Genomic DNA, 19156 nt, shown 5'->3' on the forward strand with positions numbered 1-19156 from the left:
TAATCGACACGAGTGACAGCCTTTTTTACTTATTACTTATAGAGCTTTTTTTGTAAGACGTGCTTTTTGACGAGCAGCTGTGTTTTTGTGGATAAGACCTTTACGAGCAGCTGTATCCAATCTTTTGACTGCGTCTTTCAAAAGTTCAGAAGCGTTCTCTTCTTTATTGATGAGCGCAGTGTCAGCTTTACGCACAGCAGTACGCATTGCAGCTTTGTATTGAGAGTTTTGCTCATTCGCTGCGGCACTTTGTTTAACGCGCTTAATTGCACCTTTGATGTTTGGCATTCCATTCACCTCCAATTTCAGGTAAGGCAAGAGTGTTTCCATAATAGCATTCGGATATCTCTTTACAACATTAACATTTTAGCAAAAACCTAGCTTTAACGCAATAAAAATATGCAAAGAATATTTCCTTTACACAACGTGCAAACTGCATGTTGAGGTGATGACAATGGATAAGTACGACTTTTACCGGACGGACCTCTTAGTTGAAAACGAGGAAATGGTTCGCCACCGGACAGAAAAAGAAAAACAGAAATTAAAGGATTCCGAAGGTATACAATTTGACGAACAACGAAAGGGCAGAGTGATTTTGACGTCTGTCAAAATTAATGCTGAAGGGGAGAAGAAAATCGGCAAGAAAAGAGGGACCTATTTGACGTTGACGAACCCTACGTTAACGCATACCGATCGTGAAGGCCTCCAAGAGATGACGGAAATGCTCAAAGCGAAACTAACCGAAATGACTTCGGGATTAACGGATTTGAAGAAGGGGAAAATCCTAATGGTAGGTCTCGGCAATCGGGAAGTAACTCCAGACGCTGTCGGTCCGTTGACGATGGATCGTTTGAAAGAAATTGTCCCTTTATATTATTCAGACGAGGGAAGCGAAGTATTTGTCTATGCTCCAGGAGTGACGATTCAGACTGGACTCGAGACGGCAGATTTTGTCAAAGCATTGGTGAACGAAATCAAACCTGATCTTCTGATCGTCATAGATGCATTAGCCGCCCGAGATAGTTCAAGATTATGCAAAACAATCCAAATGACAGACACAGGTATACATCCTGGCTCCGGAGTAGGAAATAGCCGAAAAGAGTTATCGAGAGAAACTCTTGGCATCCCGGTCATTGCCATCGGCATCCCGACTGTAGTAGATGGCCCGGTATTGATTGCAGATGCCATTAATACGCTATTTAGTTATATCGCGTCCAAAATCGAGGAGGAAAGTCATCCTTCCTCAAGGCTGTCCGTAGGGAATTGGCTGCATACCCCTAATAAGGATGCAGATCGGACGAAATTGATTCCTATTTTCGGTGATTGGACTTCATGGCCGCATGAGGAAAGGATTCAATTATTTGAAGAAGTATTATCGAACCATGACCTGAATACATTCATATCACCAAAAGAGATCGATTCATGGGCCGCTCTTTATGCGGAGACTTTAACCGACTCCATCAGTGAGTGGATTGAGGACATTAAAACGAGTCATTGACCCCAACTTCAACGCATATAGTTGAAGACGGGGGGATGTCGCATGAAGAAAAATCTGCAAATATGGATTGCAATCGTATTCGTTCTTTTCCTGTTCCCGGTACTCATCCAATTCATACCGGAAGAATCGAAAATCTCAAATTCGAAAATCATCAAGGAAAATGCAATGATCGTTTACGCCTCGAACATCGTTGAAGAAGAGAAAGCAGAACCTGAACCTGAAGCCGAAGTCATGGAGGAGCCCGAAACGAATGCCGGGAAAGTTTTGCTTTATTTTACTCATGCCTACGAGGCGTATGAACCAATCACAAAAGCGGCTGATGGAAAAATCGCGGTAAACCATCAGACTGAAAATGTGATGAAGATGGGTGATAAACTCAAAGGATCACTTGAATTGAATGGTGTGGAGACGGATACGTTGAAAAAGATGGTGCCGATTCATTCACGTGCCTATAAGGATATGAGACCGTTCGTAAAAAAACAGCTTTCCGAAAAAGAATATGATTTAATTATTGACATCCATCGGGATGCAGTCGGACCTGAAAAGACGACGATTGTTCATGAAGAGGAACGTTATGCGAAAGTTGCATTTGTACTTGGGTTAGATAACCCTTCCTATAAAAAAAATGCAGTGATGACGAATAGGCTGAAAACAGAGATGGAAAAGCGGATTCCTGGCATTACGAGGGATGTTATTCCAAAAGGTGGGGCAGGCGTGGATGGAAAGTACAATCAAGATTTGCACCCGAACCTCATCCTTTTGGAGCTTGGCGGAATTGGAAACTCGGAAGATGAACTGAACCGTACAATATCCGTTATTTCAGAAGCTATAGTAGAAATTCTGAATAACGGTGAAACGGAAGGATAGGAATGAAAGTTTAGCTTCATGGATAATGTCCATGAAGCTTTTATTCGTTTGAAGTATCACCAATCTTTATCAAATCGCGCTCATCTGTTAGACTTGATAAGTCAATAATGTACGCATTCATTATTTAATTTGCGGGAATAAGAAAATGTAACATGTTTATCAGTTATTTGCTATAATGCAAATAGCTTATATAGGAGTGAACTGACAGATGAATCATGAAGAAAGATTGGCACGTCAAAAAAACATTAGGAACTTCTCGATCATTGCCCATATCGATCACGGGAAATCAACGTTGGCCGATCGACTATTGGAAAAGACGGAAACGGTAAGCTCGCGTGAAATGAAATCACAGACACTGGATTCTATGGATTTGGAACGCGAACGCGGAATTACGATCAAATTGAACGCAGTGCAATTATCATACACGGCGAAAAATGGCGAGGAGTACACTTTCCACTTAATCGATACTCCTGGGCACGTAGACTTTACGTACGAAGTGTCACGAAGCCTTGCAGCATGTGAAGGAGCGCTGCTTGTTGTTGACGCGGCCCAAGGAATTGAGGCCCAAACGTTGGCAAACGTTTATTTGGCGCTGGATAATGATCTGGAAATCTTGCCTGTTATTAATAAAATCGATTTACCTGCGGCGGATCCTGATAAAGTGAAAAAAGAAATTGAAGATGTCATCGGCTTGGATGCGTCTGAGGCAGTCCATGCATCTGCGAAAGCTGGCATCGGCATCGAAGAGATCCTCGAGCAAATCGTCGAGAAAGTGCCTGCGCCGACAGGAGATCCAGAAGCGCCATTGAAAGCATTGATTTTCGATTCTCACTATGATCAGTACAAAGGTGTCATCGTCAATATTCGAATTGTAGAAGGTACTGTAAAGCCCGGCGATAAAATTCGTATGATGGCAACCGGAAAAGAGTTCGAAGTCATTGAGACTGGAGTGTTCACACCGAATATTTCCATGCGCGATGAACTATCAGTTGGAGATGTCGGCTTCCTTTCCGCGGCGATTAAAAATGTCGGGGATACACGGGTAGGGGATACGATTACGAATGCGAAGAACCCTGCAAGTGAGCCGCTGCCAGGTTACCGTAGATTGAATCCGATGGTGTTCTGCGGACTTTATCCAATCGATTCATCCAAGTATGTCGACTTGCGTGAAGCACTTGAGAAACTTGAGCTGAACGACTCAGCTTTGGAGTATGAAGCGGAGACATCACAAGCATTGGGCTTCGGATATCGATGCGGATTCCTCGGACTGCTCCATATGGAAATCATCCAGGAGCGGATTGAACGGGAATTTAAAATTGACTTGATTACTACAGCACCGAGCGTTATTTACAATGTTGTCACGACTGACGGAAAAGAATTGAAAGTCGACAACCCTTCCATGATGCCGGATGCACAAAAAATCGATCATGTCGAAGAACCTTATGTAAAAGCATCAATTATGGTGCCGAACGAATACGTCGGCTCCGTCATGGAATTATGCCAGTCTAAACGTGGCAATTTCATTACGATGGATTACTTGGACGCTTCACGTGTCAATATCATATACGAATTGCCTCTAGCAGAAATCGTCTATGACTTCTTTGACCAATTAAAATCAGGGACCAAAGGATACGCGTCCTTCGATTATGAACTGATTGGCTATAAAACATCGAAGCTTGTGAAAATGGACATCCTGTTGAACGGTGAGCAAGTCGACGCATTGAGCTTCATCGTCCACCGTGATTTCAGCTACGAGCGTGGTAAGGCGATTGTCGAGAAACTGAAGAATCTCATTCCTCGTCAACAGTTCGAAGTACCTGTCCAAGCCGCAATCGGTCAAAAGATTGTTGCCCGTTCGACAATTAAATCGATCGGTAAAAACGTTCTTGCCAAATGTTACGGCGGAGACATCTCCCGTAAACGGAAATTGCTTGAGAAGCAAAAAGAAGGGAAAAAGCGGATGAAGCAAGTCGGATCCGTCGAAGTCCCACAAGAAGCATTCATGGCTGTCTTGAAAATGGACGAAGATTGATATCTTGAAAAATTAAAAGGAGTCCAATTCGGACTCCTTTTTGCACGACCGGTATTGCCGGAAGAAAGGGGACACAACCAAATGCGAGGTATGTATATTCATATTCCTTTCTGCCATCAGATTTGCCATTACTGTGATTTCAATAAAGTGTTCTTTAAGAATCAACCAGTTGATGAGTATATCGAATCGATCGGAAATGAACTTGCCATCATGGCGAATGAAGGTCATTCATTCAACGGGCTTGAGACCGTCTTCCTAGGCGGAGGAACACCGACTTCATTATCAGAAAAACAACTGGACCGGTTACTGGAAATCATTCATCGGCATGTCGACGTCAGTACGTTGCGGGAATTTTCGACGGAAGCAAATCCTGATGAGTTGACCCGCGGAAAACTATCCGTCCTGAAAAACGGGGGGGTAGGTCGACTGAGCATCGGCGTCCAGTCCTTCGACGAGCAACTTTTAAAAAGGATCGGGAGGACACATGGCGCGAATACTCCCAAAAAAGTGATACAGGATGCGCGTGAAATCGGCTTTGAAAACATAAGCATCGACCTCATCTATGGATTGCCGGAACAATCCATTCGACAATGGGAGGATACGCTCGATAAAGCACTATCATTGGACCTTCCTCATTACTCAGGGTACTCGCTGATCGTAGAGCCTAAAACGGTCTTTTATAACTTGATGAATAAAGGGAAGCTGCCGTTGCCGGGAGAGGATGCCGAAGCAGAGATGTTCTCTATGCTGATCGATCGGATGAGCCAAGCCGGAAAAATGCAATACGAAATCAGCAATTTTGCGAAACCTGGGTATGAGTCGATCCACAATCTCATTTACTGGGATAATGACGAGTATGCTGGCATAGGCGCTGGCGCGCATGGGTACTTGAAAGGGCAGCGATATGCTAATTATGGACCGCTCAGAAAATATATGGAATCGATGGAAACTCGATTGCGCCCTATCGTAGATCAACATGTCGTATCGCCAACAGAAGCGATGGAGGAGGAAATGTTTCTAGGGCTACGAAAGTCCGAAGGAGTATCCCTTCATTCATTCGAATCCAAATTCGGAGAAACATTGTCGGAAGTATACGGCGATGTTCTTGAAGAGCTGACTAGTAAAGGTCTGATTTCTGAATCTGAGGGTAGTATAAAACTGACAGGGAAAGGCGTTTTCAGAGGGAACGAAGTATTCCAGAAATTTCTCAAATGACCGCGAGTGAATTCATTGACACTAACAATTCGTTTTGTTAAATTATGAGTAGTATTAGCACTCACACTTAAAGAGTGCTAACAGGAGTGATGATTATGTTGACAAACAGACAATTGCTTATTTTGCAACTGACGGTTAACGATTTCATCGAATCCGCCCAACCTGTCGGATCAAGGCAGTTATCTAAAAAACCGGAAGCCCCTTTTAGTCCTGCGACCATTCGGAATGACATGGCCGATTTGGAAGAGATGGGCTATCTTGAAAAGACCCATACTTCATCAGGCAGAGTTCCTTCCGAAAAAGGGTACCGTTTCTATGTCGATCATTTATTGACGCCCGAAAAACTGACATTGGAAGACAGTATGCAATTGCGCTCCATTTTTCAGGAACGGGTTGTGGAGACGGAGGAATTGATAAGGAATTCCGCCAAAATCATATCCGAATTGACGAATTATACGTCTATACTTTTAGGACCGGATATGTCCATGCATTCAGTGAAACGGTTTTCGATCGTGCCGCTGGATGACACGAAAGCGGTCGCCATCATTGTGACCGATAATGGACATGTTGAGAATAGGGTCTTTGATGTACCGCAAGGCATGCTTGCTTCGGATATTGAAAAAATGGTCAATATTTTAAACGAAAGGCTTGTCGGGACGCCACTGAGTTTCCTGCAAAACAAGCTTGCCCATGAGACGAGAACGGTCTTTGAACAGCATGTGCATCATGCTGGTGAACTGTTTGCTTCCTTTCAAAGGGCTATGACGATCAAGCCTGAGGAACGTCTGTATTTTGGCGGCAAAATGAATATGATGAAGCAGCCGGAATTTAACGACCTACAAAAAATGAAGATGTTTTTCGAGTTGATGGAAACCGGAGAGCCAGCGATGACATTTTTCCAAGATGACTCAAAAGGCATTCACGTTCGGATCGGTTCGGAAAACAAGCATAACGCAATGGAAGATTGCAGTGTAATTACTGCCAATTACTCTGCCGGTGACAATATGGCTGGTTCCATAGCAATCATTGGACCGAAGCGGATGGATTACGGCAGGGTCATAACGGTGCTTGATATCCTAAGTGAGAACTTATCGCAAGCATTATTGCAAATGACCATTGGATTGGATAGGAGGAAGGACAAGTGACGGATAAAAAAGAAACAGTGGAAAAAGAAGACGTTCAACAGGACACTGTGGCGGCCGATGACGTTGCATCAGCTCAACAAGAGACTGGAGTAGAAGACGGCGTTGCAGAAGTTGGTCCTGAAGAAATCGATGAAAAGGACAAAAGGATTAGCGAGCTTGAGTCCAAGTTAGAGGAAGAGGAAAACAAGCTGCTGCGTGTCCTTGCAGATTTTGAAAATGCCAAAAGAAGGAATGCGCTTGATCAGGAGGCGCTCGTCAAATACAAAGCGCAGAGCTTGTTAGCATCTATTTTGCCCGTCTTGGACAACTTCGAACGCGCTCTTGCAGTCGAAGTCAAAAATGACGAAGCTCAATCTATCATGACCGGAATGGATATGATTTATCGTAATCTTGTCGAAGCTCTCAAAGGAGAAGGGCTCGTCGAAATTGAGGCTTCAGACAAGGAATTCGATCCGAATTTCCATCAGGCCGTCATGACGGGCAGCGATCCTGATAAGTCATCAGGCATCGTGCTTGAGGAGCTTCAAAAAGGGTATATGTTGAGAGATCGTGTGCTTCGTCCTTCCATGGTCAAAGTAAACGAATGAGTATGTAATCTAGTTGTAGATGTATTATTTTAGGAGGAATTCAAATGAGCAAAATTATCGGTATCGACTTGGGTACAACTAACTCTGTAGTTGCAGTATATGAAGGCGGAGAGGCGAAAGTCATTCCTAACCCGGAAGGAAATCGTACGACTCCATCGGTTGTTGCATTCAAAAACGGAGAGCGTCAAGTCGGTGAAGTGGCTAAGCGTCAATCCATTACGAATCCAAATACGATCATGTCCGTAAAAAGACATATGGGATCCGATTATAAAGTGAAAGTTGAAGATAAGGAATACACTCCACAAGAAGTGTCTGCAATGATCCTTCAATATATGAAAGGTTACGCGGAAGAATACTTAGGTGAAAAAGTGACAAAAGCGGTCATTACAGTTCCTGCTTATTTCAATGATGCACAGCGTCAAGCGACGAAGGATGCCGGCACAATTGCAGGTCTGGAAGTTGAGAGGATCATCAACGAACCGACAGCGGCTGCTCTTGCTTACGGTCTTGATAAGGCGGATGAAGATGAAACAATCCTCGTCTATGACCTTGGCGGCGGTACATTCGACGTTTCAATCCTTGAGCTCGGCGATGGAGTCTTCCAAGTGCGTGCAACAGCAGGCGACAATAAATTGGGCGGAGACGACTTCGACGATGTCATCATTGACTACTTGGTTCAAGAATTCCGTAAAGAGAACGCAATCGATCTATCAAAAGACAAAATGGCGATGCAACGCTTGAAAGACGCAGCTGAAAAAGCGAAGAAAGACCTTTCAGGAGTAACGTCAACTCAAATTTCATTGCCGTTCATCACGGCGGGAGAAGCGGGTCCACTTCACTTGGAGATTTCATTGACTCGCGCTAAATTTGACGAATTGACAGCACATTTGGTGGAACGTTCCATGGTGCCAACACGCCAGGCTATGAAAGATGCAGACTTGTCTCCGTCAGAAATTGACCGTGTCATCCTCGTTGGAGGTTCCACTCGTATTCCGGCTGTACAAGAAGCAATCAAGAAAGAAACTGGCAAAGAGCCGTTCAAAGGCGTTAACCCTGATGAAGTCGTAGCGATGGGTGCGGCTGTTCAAGGTTCGATCCTTCGCGGAGATGTGAAAGATGTCGTATTGCTTGACGTGACGCCACTTTCCCTAGGAATCGAGACAATGGGCGGCGTATTCACGAAATTGATCGAAAGAAATACGACAATCCCAACGAGCAAGTCCCAAGTGTTCTCGACGGCTGCAGATAACCAGCCTGCGGTAGATATCCACGTATTGCAAGGTGAGCGTCCAATGGCCGCTGACAATAAAACACTCGGCCGTTTCCAACTGACGGATATTCCACCAGCTCCACGTGGCATCCCGCAAATTGAAGTGACATTCGATATTGACAAAAACGGTATTGTCACAGTAAAAGCGAAAGATCTCGGAACGCAAAAAGAGCAAAACATTACGATCCAATCAAGCTCCGGCCTTTCCGATGATGAAATCGAGCGCATGGTGAAGGATGCCGAAGCGAATGCTGAAGCGGATAAACAGCGTAAAGAGGAAGCAGATTTGAAAAATGACGCTGACCAGCTCGTGTTCATGGCTGAAAAGACATTGAAAGACCTTGAAGGCAAAGTATCTGAAGACGAAGTGAAAAAAGTTGAAGATGCTAAAGAAGAACTGAAAACGGCAGTTGAAGCAGGAAACTTGGATGAAATGCGTACGAAAAAGCAAGCATTGGAAGAACTTGTCCAACAATTGTCGGTTAAATTGTATGAGCAAGCAGCAGCTGAAGCTCAAGCACAAGGCGGCTCAGCTGAAGCTGGCGGCCAACCGCAAGATGATGGTGTTGTCGATGCCGACTTTGAAGAAGTGGACGATGACAAGAAAAACTAATTGAACGAACGATTGACGGAAAAGTCAAAGTCCGATATTCCGGCTTTGACTTTTTCTTTTGTTGAATGAGCAACTGTAATCTTGCCGATAGCGTTTTGTCTCTTTTTTCTGTGCGTGTTACAATGAGCTGTAACTCGGAACTGGAACGATTTTAAGCTAGGATTACGGTTCGTGAAATGCGAATGTCAAAGATTCATGGGAGAGTGGAATAATGAGCAAGCGTGATTATTACGAAGTACTCGGTGTGCCGAAAACGGCAAGCAAAGAGGATATTAGGAAAGCCTACCGGAAATTATCGAAACAATATCATCCCGATTTGAATAAAGAAGCGGGAGCAGAAGAGAAATTTAAAGAAGTGACAGAAGCTTTTGAAATATTGAGTGACGAGAAGAAACGTGCAAATTACGACCAATTCGGCCATGCGGATCCTAACCAAGGCTTCGGTGGTTTCGGCGGCTTTGGCGGCGGTTCTGCCGATGGATTCGGTTTTGAAGATATTTTCAGTACTTTCTTTGGCGGCGGTACGAGACGACGCGATCCGAACGCGCCTAGGAAAGGCGATGATCTCCAGTACTCCATGACGATCGATTTCATGGAAGCTGTGTTTGGAAAAGAGACTGAAATCGAATTGCCTAGGGAAGAAACATGTGATACGTGCAGCGGAACGGGAGCCAAAAAAGGTACACCGGTCAATACATGTTCGCATTGTGGTGGATCAGGACAGATTTCAATCACTCAAAATACTCCGTTAGGTCAAATGGTGAACCGCCGGGCATGTCCGCATTGTCAAGGATCCGGTAAAATCATCCCTGAAAAATGCGGTACTTGCCATGGTGCAGGACGAGTGACGAAGCGCAAGAAAATCAAAGTGACAATTCCTGCGGGTGTCGACGATGGGCAACAATTGCGAGTGTCAGGTCAAGGGGAGGCTGGCATCAACGGCGGCCCGGCTGGAGACTTATACATCGTCTTCAGGGTGAAAGATCATGATCGCTTTATCCGTGAAGGCGACGATATCTATTTGGAAGTTCCTATTACATTCCCGCAATTGGCGCTAGGAGATGAAATTGAGGTGCCGACGGTTACGGGGAACGTCAAATTGAAAATACCTGCAGGGACGCAATCAGGAACGAATTTCCGCCTGCGCGGAAAAGGCGTCAAAAATGTACACGGACATGGAATTGGTGATCAGCATGTCATTATCAAAGCGATCACGCCTAAAAAAATGACGGAAAAACAGAAAGAGCTACTCCGAGAATTCGCTTCAATCGATGGCAACTCGCCAGATGAGTATTCGAGCTCACTTTTTGATAAAATCAAAAGAACAATAAAAGGCGACTGAAAGGGATGAACGTAGTTGAAATGGTCTGAAATCTCCATCCATACATCACATGAGGCGACAGAAGCCGTTGCCAATATATTGCATGAGGCGGGGGCGAGCGGAGTCATCATCGAGGATTCCGAGGAGCCTGACCGGATTCATGAAGATCGTTTCGGCGAAATCTACGAGCTCAAGAAAGAAGACTTCCCGGCGGAAGGGGTCATCGTCAAAGCCTACTTGCCGGTTAACAGCTTTTTAATCGAAACGGTGAAAGAAATAAGTGAATCCGTAAACGAACTAGCTGAGTTCGGCTTAGATGTGGGGCTCAATCAAGTTCAAACAAACGAAGTGGATGAAGAAGATTGGGCGACGGCTTGGAAAAAATATTACCATCCTGTTAAAATCTCAGGAAGGTTCACGATCGTTCCTACGTGGGAAACGTATGAGCCGGTTGATTCTGATGAACTGATCATTGAACTCGATCCTGGCATGGCTTTCGGAACAGGGACACACCCGACAACGGTCATGTGTCTACAAGCACTGGAAAAGTATGTAAAACAAGGCGACACAGTCATTGATGTCGGGACTGGGTCGGGTGTGTTGTCAATCGGAGCAGCACTACTTGGTGCGTCTCATGTCCATGCGCTCGACTTGGATGAAGTCGCCGTGCAGGCAGCAAAAGAGAATATCAGCTTGAATAATGTTGAAAATATCGTTGAGGTAACACATGGCAATTTATTGGATTCCGTCAAAGAGCCTGCCTCAATTATCGTTGCCAATATTTTAGCGGAAGTAATTATGACATTTTCCGGAGATGCGTACTCCATCTTGCCAGAAAACGGGCTGTTCATCGTATCCGGAATCATCGCTCAAAAACGGGACCTTGTGAAGGAAGATCTCCAAAGCAAAGGCTTTGAAATCATCGAATCGGTCTTAATGGAAGAGTGGGTGGCGATCATCGCTTCCAAAAGGAGCGTGTGAATCTGTGCAACGCTATTTCCTTGAAACGCCATTCGAAGAAGACGGAAATGCCTCTATTTCCGGTGATGACGGTAAGCATATCGCAAAGGTGATGAGGATGGAGGTCGGTGATCTCCTCATTGCTGTAGATCATGGTGAAGCATTCATATCTGAAATAACAAGTATTCATCCTGATGAAGTGACTATCAGTAAGAAGGATGGCTCCCTGCCATCGAACGAAATGCAAGTGAACGTGACAATTGCTTGTGGCTTGCCTAAAGGCGATAAATTGGATTTCATCGTACAGAAAGGGACCGAGCTTGGTATGCATTCAATTATCCCTTTTGAGGCGGAACGATCCATCGTCAAATGGGATGCGAAAAAAGGCGATAAAAAAGTGGAAAGGCTCAAAAAGATTGCGAAGGAAGCAGCGGAACAGTGTCATCGGACGGTGATCCCGGCTGTATCGGCCCCGATGTCTTTCAAGCAATTGATCCAGGAGTCAAGAAACTATGATATTCGCTTTTTTGCGGATGAGGAAGATGCGAAAGGCACTGACCCAAACAGGATTGCAGACAGGTTGAAAAACGTGTATCATAAACAAACGGTACTGGTCGTTTTCGGTCCTGAAGGCGGATTGTCAAGAAAGGAAGCCGAGGAAATGCGCGCAGCGGATTTTTTATCGGTTTCATTAGGTCCGCGCATACTAAGGACGGAAACTGCCCCGCTCTATTTTTTGTCCGCAATGTCATACGAATTTGAATGAAAGAGGTGAGCAGCTAGTGTCTTCTGTCGCTTTTCATACATTAGGCTGCAAAGTGAATCATTATGAAACGGAAGCTATTTGGCAGCTATTCAAGGATGCCGGATATGAACGGTCCGATTTCGAAAAAAATGCAGACGTCTACGTTATTAATACATGTACGGTCACGAATACCGGCGATAAGAAAAGTCGCCAAGTCATCCGGAGAGCCATCCGTCGCAATCCAGATGCGGTCATTTGTGTCACTGGTTGTTATGCACAGACATCCCCAGCTGAAATCATGGCTATTCCGGGAGTCGATATTGTCGTCGGTACACAGGATCGTACGAAATTACTCGGACTGATTGATGAATTTAAGGTCGAACGTCAACCGATTAATGCTGTCCGGAACATTATGAAAAACCGGGTATACGAAGAGCTCGATGTGCCTGCATTTACAGATCGCACGAGAGCTTCATTGAAAATACAGGAAGGTTGCAACAACTTCTGCACGTTCTGTATTATCCCTTGGGCTCGAGGGCTTATGCGCTCAAGAGACCCAGAGGAAGTCATCCGACAAGCCCAACAATTGGTCGATGCCGGGTATCTGGAAATTGTCCTGACGGGAATCCACACAGGCGGATATGGTGAGGATTTGAAAGATTATAACCTTGCTCGCTTGCTGCGTGACCTGGAAACCCAGGTGAAGGGATTAAAGAGGCTTCGGATCAGCTCAATTGAAGCAAGTCAATTGACTGATGAAGTAATTGAAGTATTGCGTGAGTCAACTAAGATTGTAAGGCATTTGCATATCCCGATTCAATCCGGATCCAATACAGTACTGAAACGGATGAGAAGGAAATATACGATGGAATTTTTCGCAGAACGACTCGATCGTCTGCGTGAAGCACTTCCGCATCTGGCCATCACGTCTGATGTTATCGTAGGTTTCCCTGGTGAGACGGAAGAAGAATTCATGGACACGTATAATTTCGTCAGGGATTATCGTTTTTCCGAATTGCACGTATTCCCTTATTCGAAACGTACGGGGACTCCAGCAGCACGGATGGAAGATCAGATTGACGAAGAAGTAAAAAATGAACGTGTCCACCGCCTAATTGAATTGAATGATCAATTGGCAAAACAATATGCAGCCGAATTTGAAAACGAAGTGCTTGAAGTGATTCCGGAAGAAAAGTATAAGCACGACCCAGAAAGCGGTTTGTATGAAGGGTATACGGATAACTATTTGAAAGTCGTCTTCCCAGCTGAGGAGTCGATGGTCGGCAAAATCGTCAAAGTGAAAATTACGAAGGCTGGCTATCCTTATAATGAAGGTCAATTCGTCCGTGTTATGGAAGAGGAAGAAGTACTTGCATAAGTTATGTAGAAAAACGGTTCATCCATTGTAGGGTGGACTGTTTTTTGATGCGAAGAAAATCATTCTTTGCTATGATGGAAGAGGTATGTACAACTTGAGGAGGAATTATTTTGAATCAACAATATGCATCATATATCGACCATACATTACTGAAAGCGGATGCGACAAAAGAAGAAATCATTAAATTATGTGAAGAGGCGAAAACATATTCTTTCGCATCTGTATGCGTCAACCCAGCGTGGGTGAAGACGGCGGCAGAAATCTTGAATGGGTCAACCGTTAAAGTATGCACGGTCATCGGATTTCCTCTAGGTGCTTCTACAAGCGAAGTGAAAGCGTTTGAAACGAGGAACGCTATTGAAAACGGTGCCGGCGAAATCGATATGGTCATTAATATCGGTGCATTGCGGAGCGGTGATGATGAACTTGTCAAAAACGACATTGCGGCTGTCGTCGATTCCGCAAAGGGCAAAGCGATCGTAAAAGTGATCATTGAAACGGCATTGTTGAACGATCAAGAGAAAAGGAAAGCTTGCGAACTTTCACGCGCTGCTGGTGCCGATTTTGTCAAAACATCAACCGGTTTCTCAACTGGCGGAGCTACGGTCGAAGACGTAAAATTGATGCGAGGAGTCGTCGGTCCTGAAATGGGTGTGAAGGCTTCTGGAGGAGTTCGTAGCTTTGACGATATGAAAGAAATGATTGAGGCAGGCGCGACTAGGATTGGTGCAAGTTCAGGCGTTCAAATCATGCAAGGATTGCAAGGGAACTCTGCATATTGATAGGCTTCCTGCCCCGCCAATGAAAATTTTCCTATTTACCGAAGATATTTTGAAAGTTTTTTATTGACCACTCACAAATAGTACGATATAATTTTTTAGTACAAGGAGTAACGCCTTGTTTCGAAGTGTGCTCGGAGGGAGGGACAAGAGATATGACGAAAACTGTCGTTCGCAAAAATGAATCGCTTGAAGATGCTCTTCGCCGCTTCAAACGTACTGTATCAAAAAGTGGTACAATACAAGAGGTAAGAAAGCGTGAGTTCTACGAGAAACCAAGTGTTAGACGTAAAAAGAAGTCTGAGGCTGCTCGTAAGCGTAAATTCTAATATCTGTCCATATTAACTAACAAAAATAAGCATGTTTATGAATGAAACCGGGAGATCCTTTTGGATCTTCCGGTTTTTGTACGGATTCGAATGAAACTTTTTAACAAGCCATTACGTAAAGAAGGTATAATGGATATAAAGAAAGAGGTGAATGAACGAATGCGTAAAATGATTGGGAAGTTTCTCCTGTTCATTTTATTCCTATCCGCGTTTTCAGTCCCTTTTGCGCAAACGGATGCCAAATCTGATAAAGTCTATCACGTGAAAGTTGACGCAGCTGTGGAGAAGGGCCTATATGCATATTTGAAACGGTCATTCAATGAAGCGGAAGAGGTAGGCGCCAAAGCAATCCTATTGGAAATCGATACGCTAGGCGGCCATACGGAAGCTGCGGGACAAATCGGGCAGCTCATGCAAGAGACGGATATGGATATCATCGCCTATGTCAATTACAGGGCGATTTCAGCCGGCGCCCTCATTGCGCTGTACGCGGAAAAAAATTATATGTCCCCGAACGGCGTGATGGGAGCGTCGCAAGTAATTGATGGGTCAGGCAATGCAGCCGATAGTAAAGCCCATAGTATGTGGGTGGCGGAAATGAAAAACGCGGCGAAATCACAAGGCCGGGAACCATTGTATGCAGAGGCAATGGCCGAACCATCCATCAAATTATCCGAGTATCGGGCCGGAGTGGGGGAATTATTGACGCTCACAGCAGATGAAGCGGAGGAAGTCGGTTACAGTAATGGAACTGTTTCATCACTCGAGGACGTATTGAAACTGAACAAATTGGAAACTGCTGAAATAGTGGCGACAAAAGTGACCTTCACTGAAGGTTTGGCACGATTTGTCACACATCCGATTGTCGTACCGATCCTGTTGTCGATTGCAGGACTAGGTCTTGTAGTGGAGCTTTATTCGCCTGGTTTCGGAGTGCCTGGGATGATGGCACTTTCTGCATTGCTGTTGTTCTTTTTCGGACATCTCATTGCTGGTCTTGCAGGGTATGAAACGCTGATTCTGTTCATCATCGGCATTGTGCTCGTTATACTTGAATTTTTCTTGGCGGGTGGGATAGCTGGCTTTCTCGGTGCTGTCGCTATCGTTGTAAGTATTATTTTGGCGGGTGGCAATCCGATGTTCATGGCGTATTCCGTCTTAATTGCGATTGCAGTGGCCGTCAGCGGGATGGTGATCATTATGAAGTTTTTTGGAAGGAAATTACACTTGCTGAATAAGGTCGTACTAATGGATTCTACAGACACGGAGAGCGGTTATGTGTCGAATGTCAATCGGGTCGAGTTGCTCGGTAAGAAGGCGGTTACAATCACGCCTCTTCGTCCTGCAGGTACGATTGATATGGAAGGCGAGCGGATTGATGTCGTTTCACAAGGAAGTTACATCGATAGAGGGAAACGTGTTATCATTGTGAAGGTTGAAGGATCCCGGATAGTTGTTCGGGAATTCGAAGAAAAGGGGGATAATGAATAATGGATGTAATTTTTGGAGCTGGTTCGATTGCGACAATCGCAATCATCATCGGAGCAATAATTATTCTGTCAGTATTTTTCACACTCGTTCCAGTTACACTGTGGATTTCCGCACTAGCAGCGGGTGTACGTGTTAGCATTTTCACGTTGATCGGTATGCGTCTCCGCCGGGTAATCCCAAGCAGGGTCGTCAATCCGTTGATCAAGGCGCATAAAGCAGGATTGAATGTTTCCATCAATCAGCTTGAGAGCCATTACTTAGCTGGGGGTAACGTTGACCGTGTCGTTAATGCATTGATTGCCGCACATCGTGCGAATATTGAATTGTCATTTGAACGTGCAGCAGCAATTGACCTTGCGGGACGTGACGTACTTGAAGCGGTTCAAATGTCCGTTAACCCGAAAGTCATCGAAACACCATTCATCGCTGGTGTGGCAATGAACGGGATCGAAGTGAAAGCGAAGGCGCGGATCACTGTACGTGCAAACATCGACCGCCTTGTCGGTGGTGCGGGTGAAGAAACTGTAGTTGCACGTGTCGGGGAAGGAATCGTTTCGACAATCGGTTCATCCGTCGACCATGCTAAAGTTTTGGAAAATCCGGATTTGATTTCGCAAACGGTATTGGCGAAAGGGCTTGACTCCGGAACTGCTTTCGAAATCTTGTCCATCGATATCGCGGACGTTGACATCGGTAAAAATATCGGTGCTGAACTTCAAACTGAACAAGCACTTGCTGATAAGAACATTGCACAGGCGAAAGCGGAAGAACGCCGTGCGATGGCTGTCGCGAATGAGCAGGAAATGAAGGCGAAAGTCCAAGAGATGCGCGCGAAAGTGGTCGGAGCGGAGGCGGAAGTCCCTCTTGCAATGGCAGAAGCACTCCGGACAGGCAACATCGGCATCATGGATTATATGAACTACAAAAATATCCAGGCTGACACAGGCATGCGTGATTCCATCAGTAAAATTGGATTGGATCAGCAAAAGCCTGACACAACGAAAGAGTGACGTTTGAGCGGATAATTCCCGGAAAGGGGATGCACAGATGGAACAAATAATAATATTAATTGTCCTTGGAATCATCAGTACGCTCTTCAAAGGGAAAAAGCCGGAACAGCCGAAGACGCAGAAGAGACAACCGACCGGTCAGCGAAATGTTTCTGATCCGATGCGGAAGTTGAAAGATATGACTCAGGAGATGTATAAGGAAATTCAGCGTGAATTCCAAACGGAAATCGATGAGCCTCCAAGCAGGCAAACATCTGAGCGAACACCTGCCCCGGCAGTTTCACTTCCTTCCGAGGTGATAGAAGCGAAAAGGTTGGACAGCGCAAAGACAATTCCAGATCGCGCTGAGAAGCATGACAGGGCATCGACCCGGGAAAAAACGCATCGCGGCCGATTGTCGGTTCATCAAGAAAGTCTCCTATCAAAAGAGCCGGTTGAGCATCACGAGATGATTCCAAAAAGTGAAGAAGATTTGATTAAGGGCATCATCTTCTCTGAAATTTTGGGTCCTCCCAAATCAAAACAATAATCATTGACCCCCTATCCAAATCATAGGCTTGGATAGGGGGTTTTATCTTGAAAAAACTATTTAAAATGAACACATCTGTAACAATTGAAGAATTTGTTTCAGTCAGTATTACAGGGCCGTATTCTTTATTGAAACTTGGACCTGATTATGCAGTAATCCGAAGTGGGGACCATGTCATTGAAGCGACAGGAGAGGACCTTATCGTTGAAACATTGTCCGAGGAGATGGCGGTGTTCTCTTTTGAAACGTTAACAATGGTAACCGTCAAAGAATTGAAAAATGGGCAGGATGCCTATGATTCATAAACGGTTTATCGTCGTTCTCACTGGCAAAACGAATCCATCCAGATTCTTGACATTTCTTGTTGGCGCTGGGGTGAAGATATCAGGCATTACGGAGTCTGGTAAAGGAGTTCGATTCCGTACGGACAAAAAAGGGATACAAGTCATTCGAAAACATAGGCGTCGATTTAAAATGAAAGTATCAATCAAACAGGCAGATGAGGGAGCAGTGGAAAAGAGGCTCTTTACATCCTTCCGTTTTCTTATTGCATGCATCATTCCGCTCGTCGCTTCATTATTCCTCTGGAAGATAGACATAGAAACCGATGTGCCGGAAGTGTCGGAGCGAATCGGCGACAAGTTGGAGGAAATATCAATTACCATGTTCCGTCCGCTTTCCTTGATTCCGGATGAAGGGGAAATTCGCAGAGCGCTCATGTTAGAGGATCCATCCCTCTCCTGGGTGCGATTCAAAAGGTCAGGGAGCACATTGACGGTCATTCCGATGCTATCTCCCAAATTGAATGAAAGTGTCGAAAAGACCGGGCCGCCATCTGATCTTATCGCTCGTACGGGCGGAATCATAACAGGCTTTCAATTGAGCAGAGGGGAAAGAGTTGCCCGTGTACACCAGACAGTGAAAAAAGGTGATTTGCTTGCAACGGGTATATTGGAGCAAGGGAATAAGCGTAAAGTAGTCGGAGCGGAAGGATCCGTATATGCAGATTTTTGGACAGAGTATTCTTTCAAGATACCGAAAACAGTTGATTATCATTTGCTTGGAGAGGAAAATGTCATTATCCATTGGCAATCCCCAATTGTCTGGAAAGAAGGCGGGATGCCTGCGTTGCGATCCTTTATTAAGACGGAGAGGTACCGGGAAGACCGGCTCGATCAATTTGAATTGATGGAAGGAATGGAGGAAGATGTGATCATTCCTTTAATAAAATATAAAATACTGACGGAATCACAAACTGATCTCATTATAAAAGATGAAAACATTTTACACTTGACGTTCGGAAATGATACAGTTGAGGGGACTATATTGTTTTTAATGAATGAGAATATAGCGATAAAAAGACCGTTATCCCAAGGAGACTGAAACT

Annotated in this window: 19 protein-coding genes; 18 read left to right on the top strand and 1 reads right to left on the bottom strand. The window is 44.8% G+C overall.

Annotated elements, in window-relative coordinates; translation table 11 throughout:
* Nucleotides 1-36: 36 nt before the first annotated feature.
* Nucleotides 37-288: a 30S ribosomal protein S20 gene (gene rpsT, locus NIT04_RS07320; protein ID WP_252502894.1), complete on the bottom strand. Its 252-nt coding sequence runs from the start codon at nt 286-288 to the stop codon at nt 37-39.
* Nucleotides 289-454: 166 nt separating this feature from the next.
* Between rpsT and gpr the strand changes: the two genes are divergently transcribed.
* From gpr to NIT04_RS07410, 18 genes are all read left to right on the top strand, one after another.
* Nucleotides 455-1498, top strand: a complete 1044-nt coding sequence (gpr, locus tag NIT04_RS07325; RefSeq protein ID WP_252502895.1) for a GPR endopeptidase — start codon at nt 455-457, stop codon at nt 1496-1498.
* 42 nt (nt 1499-1540) lie between these two features.
* Nucleotides 1541-2365 (top strand): stage II sporulation protein P, encoded by an 825-nt coding sequence (gene spoIIP, locus NIT04_RS07330; protein WP_252502896.1) that lies wholly within the window; start codon nt 1541-1543, stop codon nt 2363-2365.
* A 208-nt stretch (nt 2366-2573) separates the two neighbouring features.
* On the top strand, nt 2574-4397 hold the full coding sequence (gene lepA / locus NIT04_RS07335) for a translation elongation factor 4 (protein ID WP_252502897.1): 1824 nt from the start codon (nt 2574-2576) through the stop codon (nt 4395-4397).
* Nucleotides 4398-4478: 81 nt separating this feature from the next.
* Nucleotides 4479-5612, top strand: coding sequence for a radical SAM family heme chaperone HemW (gene hemW, locus NIT04_RS07340; RefSeq protein WP_252502898.1), 1134 nt, complete (start codon nt 4479-4481; stop codon nt 5610-5612).
* 95 nt (nt 5613-5707) lie between these two features.
* A complete protein-coding gene (hrcA, locus tag NIT04_RS07345; RefSeq protein ID WP_252502899.1) occupies nt 5708-6757 on the top strand; it encodes a heat-inducible transcriptional repressor HrcA in 1050 nt (349 codons plus the stop codon).
* Nucleotides 6754-7344 (top strand): nucleotide exchange factor GrpE, encoded by a 591-nt coding sequence (grpE, locus tag NIT04_RS07350; protein WP_252502900.1) that lies wholly within the window; start codon nt 6754-6756, stop codon nt 7342-7344. Before hrcA ends, grpE begins: the two co-directional genes overlap by 4 nt.
* Nucleotides 7345-7388: 44 nt before the next feature.
* Entirely contained in the window at nt 7389-9227 is a 1839-nt protein-coding gene (gene dnaK / locus NIT04_RS07355; protein ID WP_252502901.1) for a molecular chaperone DnaK, read from the top strand.
* A gap of 211 nt (nt 9228-9438) precedes the next feature.
* The gene (gene dnaJ, locus NIT04_RS07360) at nt 9439-10569 is read left to right on the top strand and encodes a molecular chaperone DnaJ (protein WP_252502902.1); all 1131 of its coding nucleotides are present in this window, start codon (nt 9439-9441) and stop codon (nt 10567-10569) included.
* 15 nt (nt 10570-10584) lie between these two features.
* Entirely contained in the window at nt 10585-11529 is a 945-nt protein-coding gene (gene prmA, locus NIT04_RS07365; RefSeq protein ID WP_252502903.1) for a 50S ribosomal protein L11 methyltransferase, read from the top strand.
* A gap of 4 nt (nt 11530-11533) precedes the next feature.
* The gene (locus tag NIT04_RS07370; RefSeq protein WP_252502904.1) at nt 11534-12274 is read left to right on the top strand and encodes a 16S rRNA (uracil(1498)-N(3))-methyltransferase; all 741 of its coding nucleotides are present in this window, start codon (nt 11534-11536) and stop codon (nt 12272-12274) included.
* A 16-nt stretch (nt 12275-12290) separates the two neighbouring features.
* Nucleotides 12291-13631 carry a tRNA (N(6)-L-threonylcarbamoyladenosine(37)-C(2))-methylthiotransferase MtaB gene (gene mtaB, locus NIT04_RS07375; protein ID WP_252502905.1) on the top strand — a complete coding sequence of 447 codons (1341 nt, stop codon included), beginning with the start codon at nt 12291-12293 and terminating at the stop codon, nt 13629-13631.
* Between the two features lie 110 nt (nt 13632-13741).
* The gene (gene deoC / locus NIT04_RS07380; RefSeq protein WP_252502906.1) at nt 13742-14413 is read left to right on the top strand and encodes a deoxyribose-phosphate aldolase; all 672 of its coding nucleotides are present in this window, start codon (nt 13742-13744) and stop codon (nt 14411-14413) included.
* A gap of 152 nt (nt 14414-14565) precedes the next feature.
* Entirely contained in the window at nt 14566-14739 is a 174-nt protein-coding gene (gene rpsU / locus NIT04_RS07385) for a 30S ribosomal protein S21 (RefSeq protein ID WP_252502907.1), read from the top strand.
* Between the two features lie 159 nt (nt 14740-14898).
* The gene (locus tag NIT04_RS07390) at nt 14899-16230 is read left to right on the top strand and encodes a nodulation protein NfeD (protein ID WP_252502908.1); all 1332 of its coding nucleotides are present in this window, start codon (nt 14899-14901) and stop codon (nt 16228-16230) included.
* On the top strand, nt 16230-17240 hold the full coding sequence (floA, locus tag NIT04_RS07395) for a flotillin-like protein FloA (RefSeq protein WP_252502909.1): 1011 nt from the start codon (nt 16230-16232) through the stop codon (nt 17238-17240). The genes NIT04_RS07390 and floA overlap by 1 nt, the downstream gene beginning before the upstream one ends.
* Nucleotides 17241-17277: 37 nt before the next feature.
* The gene (locus NIT04_RS07400) at nt 17278-17769 is read left to right on the top strand and encodes a hypothetical protein (protein WP_252502910.1); all 492 of its coding nucleotides are present in this window, start codon (nt 17278-17280) and stop codon (nt 17767-17769) included.
* Nucleotides 17770-17816: 47 nt separating this feature from the next.
* The gene (locus tag NIT04_RS07405) at nt 17817-18074 is read left to right on the top strand and encodes a hypothetical protein (protein ID WP_252502911.1); all 258 of its coding nucleotides are present in this window, start codon (nt 17817-17819) and stop codon (nt 18072-18074) included.
* Complete coding sequence (locus tag NIT04_RS07410) at nt 18064-19152, top strand: sporulation protein YqfD (RefSeq protein WP_252502912.1); 1089 nt, start codon at nt 18064-18066, stop codon at nt 19150-19152. Before NIT04_RS07405 ends, NIT04_RS07410 begins: the two co-directional genes overlap by 11 nt.
* Nucleotides 19153-19156 lie beyond the last annotated feature (4 nt).

The sequence above is a fragment of the Sporosarcina sp. Marseille-Q4943 genome, from assembly GCF_943736995.1.
Taxonomy (GTDB): domain Bacteria; phylum Bacillota; class Bacilli; order Bacillales_A; family Planococcaceae; genus Sporosarcina.

What these genes read in the sequence shown, in the direction of transcription:
- hrcA (WP_252502899.1), top strand. Translation starts at nt 5,708, where the DNA reads ATGTTGACAAACAGACAATTGCTTATTTTGCAACTGACGGTTAACGAT.
- rpsT (WP_252502894.1), bottom strand. Translation starts at nt 288, where the DNA reads ATGCCAAACATCAAAGGTGCAATTAAGCGCGTTAAACAAAGTGCCGCA.
- NIT04_RS07390 (WP_252502908.1), top strand. Translation starts at nt 14,899, where the DNA reads ATGCGTAAAATGATTGGGAAGTTTCTCCTGTTCATTTTATTCCTATCC.
- floA (WP_252502909.1), top strand. Translation starts at nt 16,230, where the DNA reads ATGGATGTAATTTTTGGAGCTGGTTCGATTGCGACAATCGCAATCATC.
- NIT04_RS07410 (WP_252502912.1), top strand. Translation starts at nt 18,064, where the DNA reads ATGATTCATAAACGGTTTATCGTCGTTCTCACTGGCAAAACGAATCCA.
- hemW (WP_252502898.1), top strand. Translation starts at nt 4,479, where the DNA reads ATGCGAGGTATGTATATTCATATTCCTTTCTGCCATCAGATTTGCCAT.
- gpr (WP_252502895.1), top strand. Translation starts at nt 455, where the DNA reads ATGGATAAGTACGACTTTTACCGGACGGACCTCTTAGTTGAAAACGAG.
- dnaJ (WP_252502902.1), top strand. Translation starts at nt 9,439, where the DNA reads ATGAGCAAGCGTGATTATTACGAAGTACTCGGTGTGCCGAAAACGGCA.
- NIT04_RS07400 (WP_252502910.1), top strand. Translation starts at nt 17,278, where the DNA reads ATGGAACAAATAATAATATTAATTGTCCTTGGAATCATCAGTACGCTC.
- lepA (WP_252502897.1), top strand. Translation starts at nt 2,574, where the DNA reads ATGAATCATGAAGAAAGATTGGCACGTCAAAAAAACATTAGGAACTTC.
- dnaK (WP_252502901.1), top strand. Translation starts at nt 7,389, where the DNA reads ATGAGCAAAATTATCGGTATCGACTTGGGTACAACTAACTCTGTAGTT.
- spoIIP (WP_252502896.1), top strand. Translation starts at nt 1,541, where the DNA reads ATGAAGAAAAATCTGCAAATATGGATTGCAATCGTATTCGTTCTTTTC.
- rpsU (WP_252502907.1), top strand. Translation starts at nt 14,566, where the DNA reads ATGACGAAAACTGTCGTTCGCAAAAATGAATCGCTTGAAGATGCTCTT.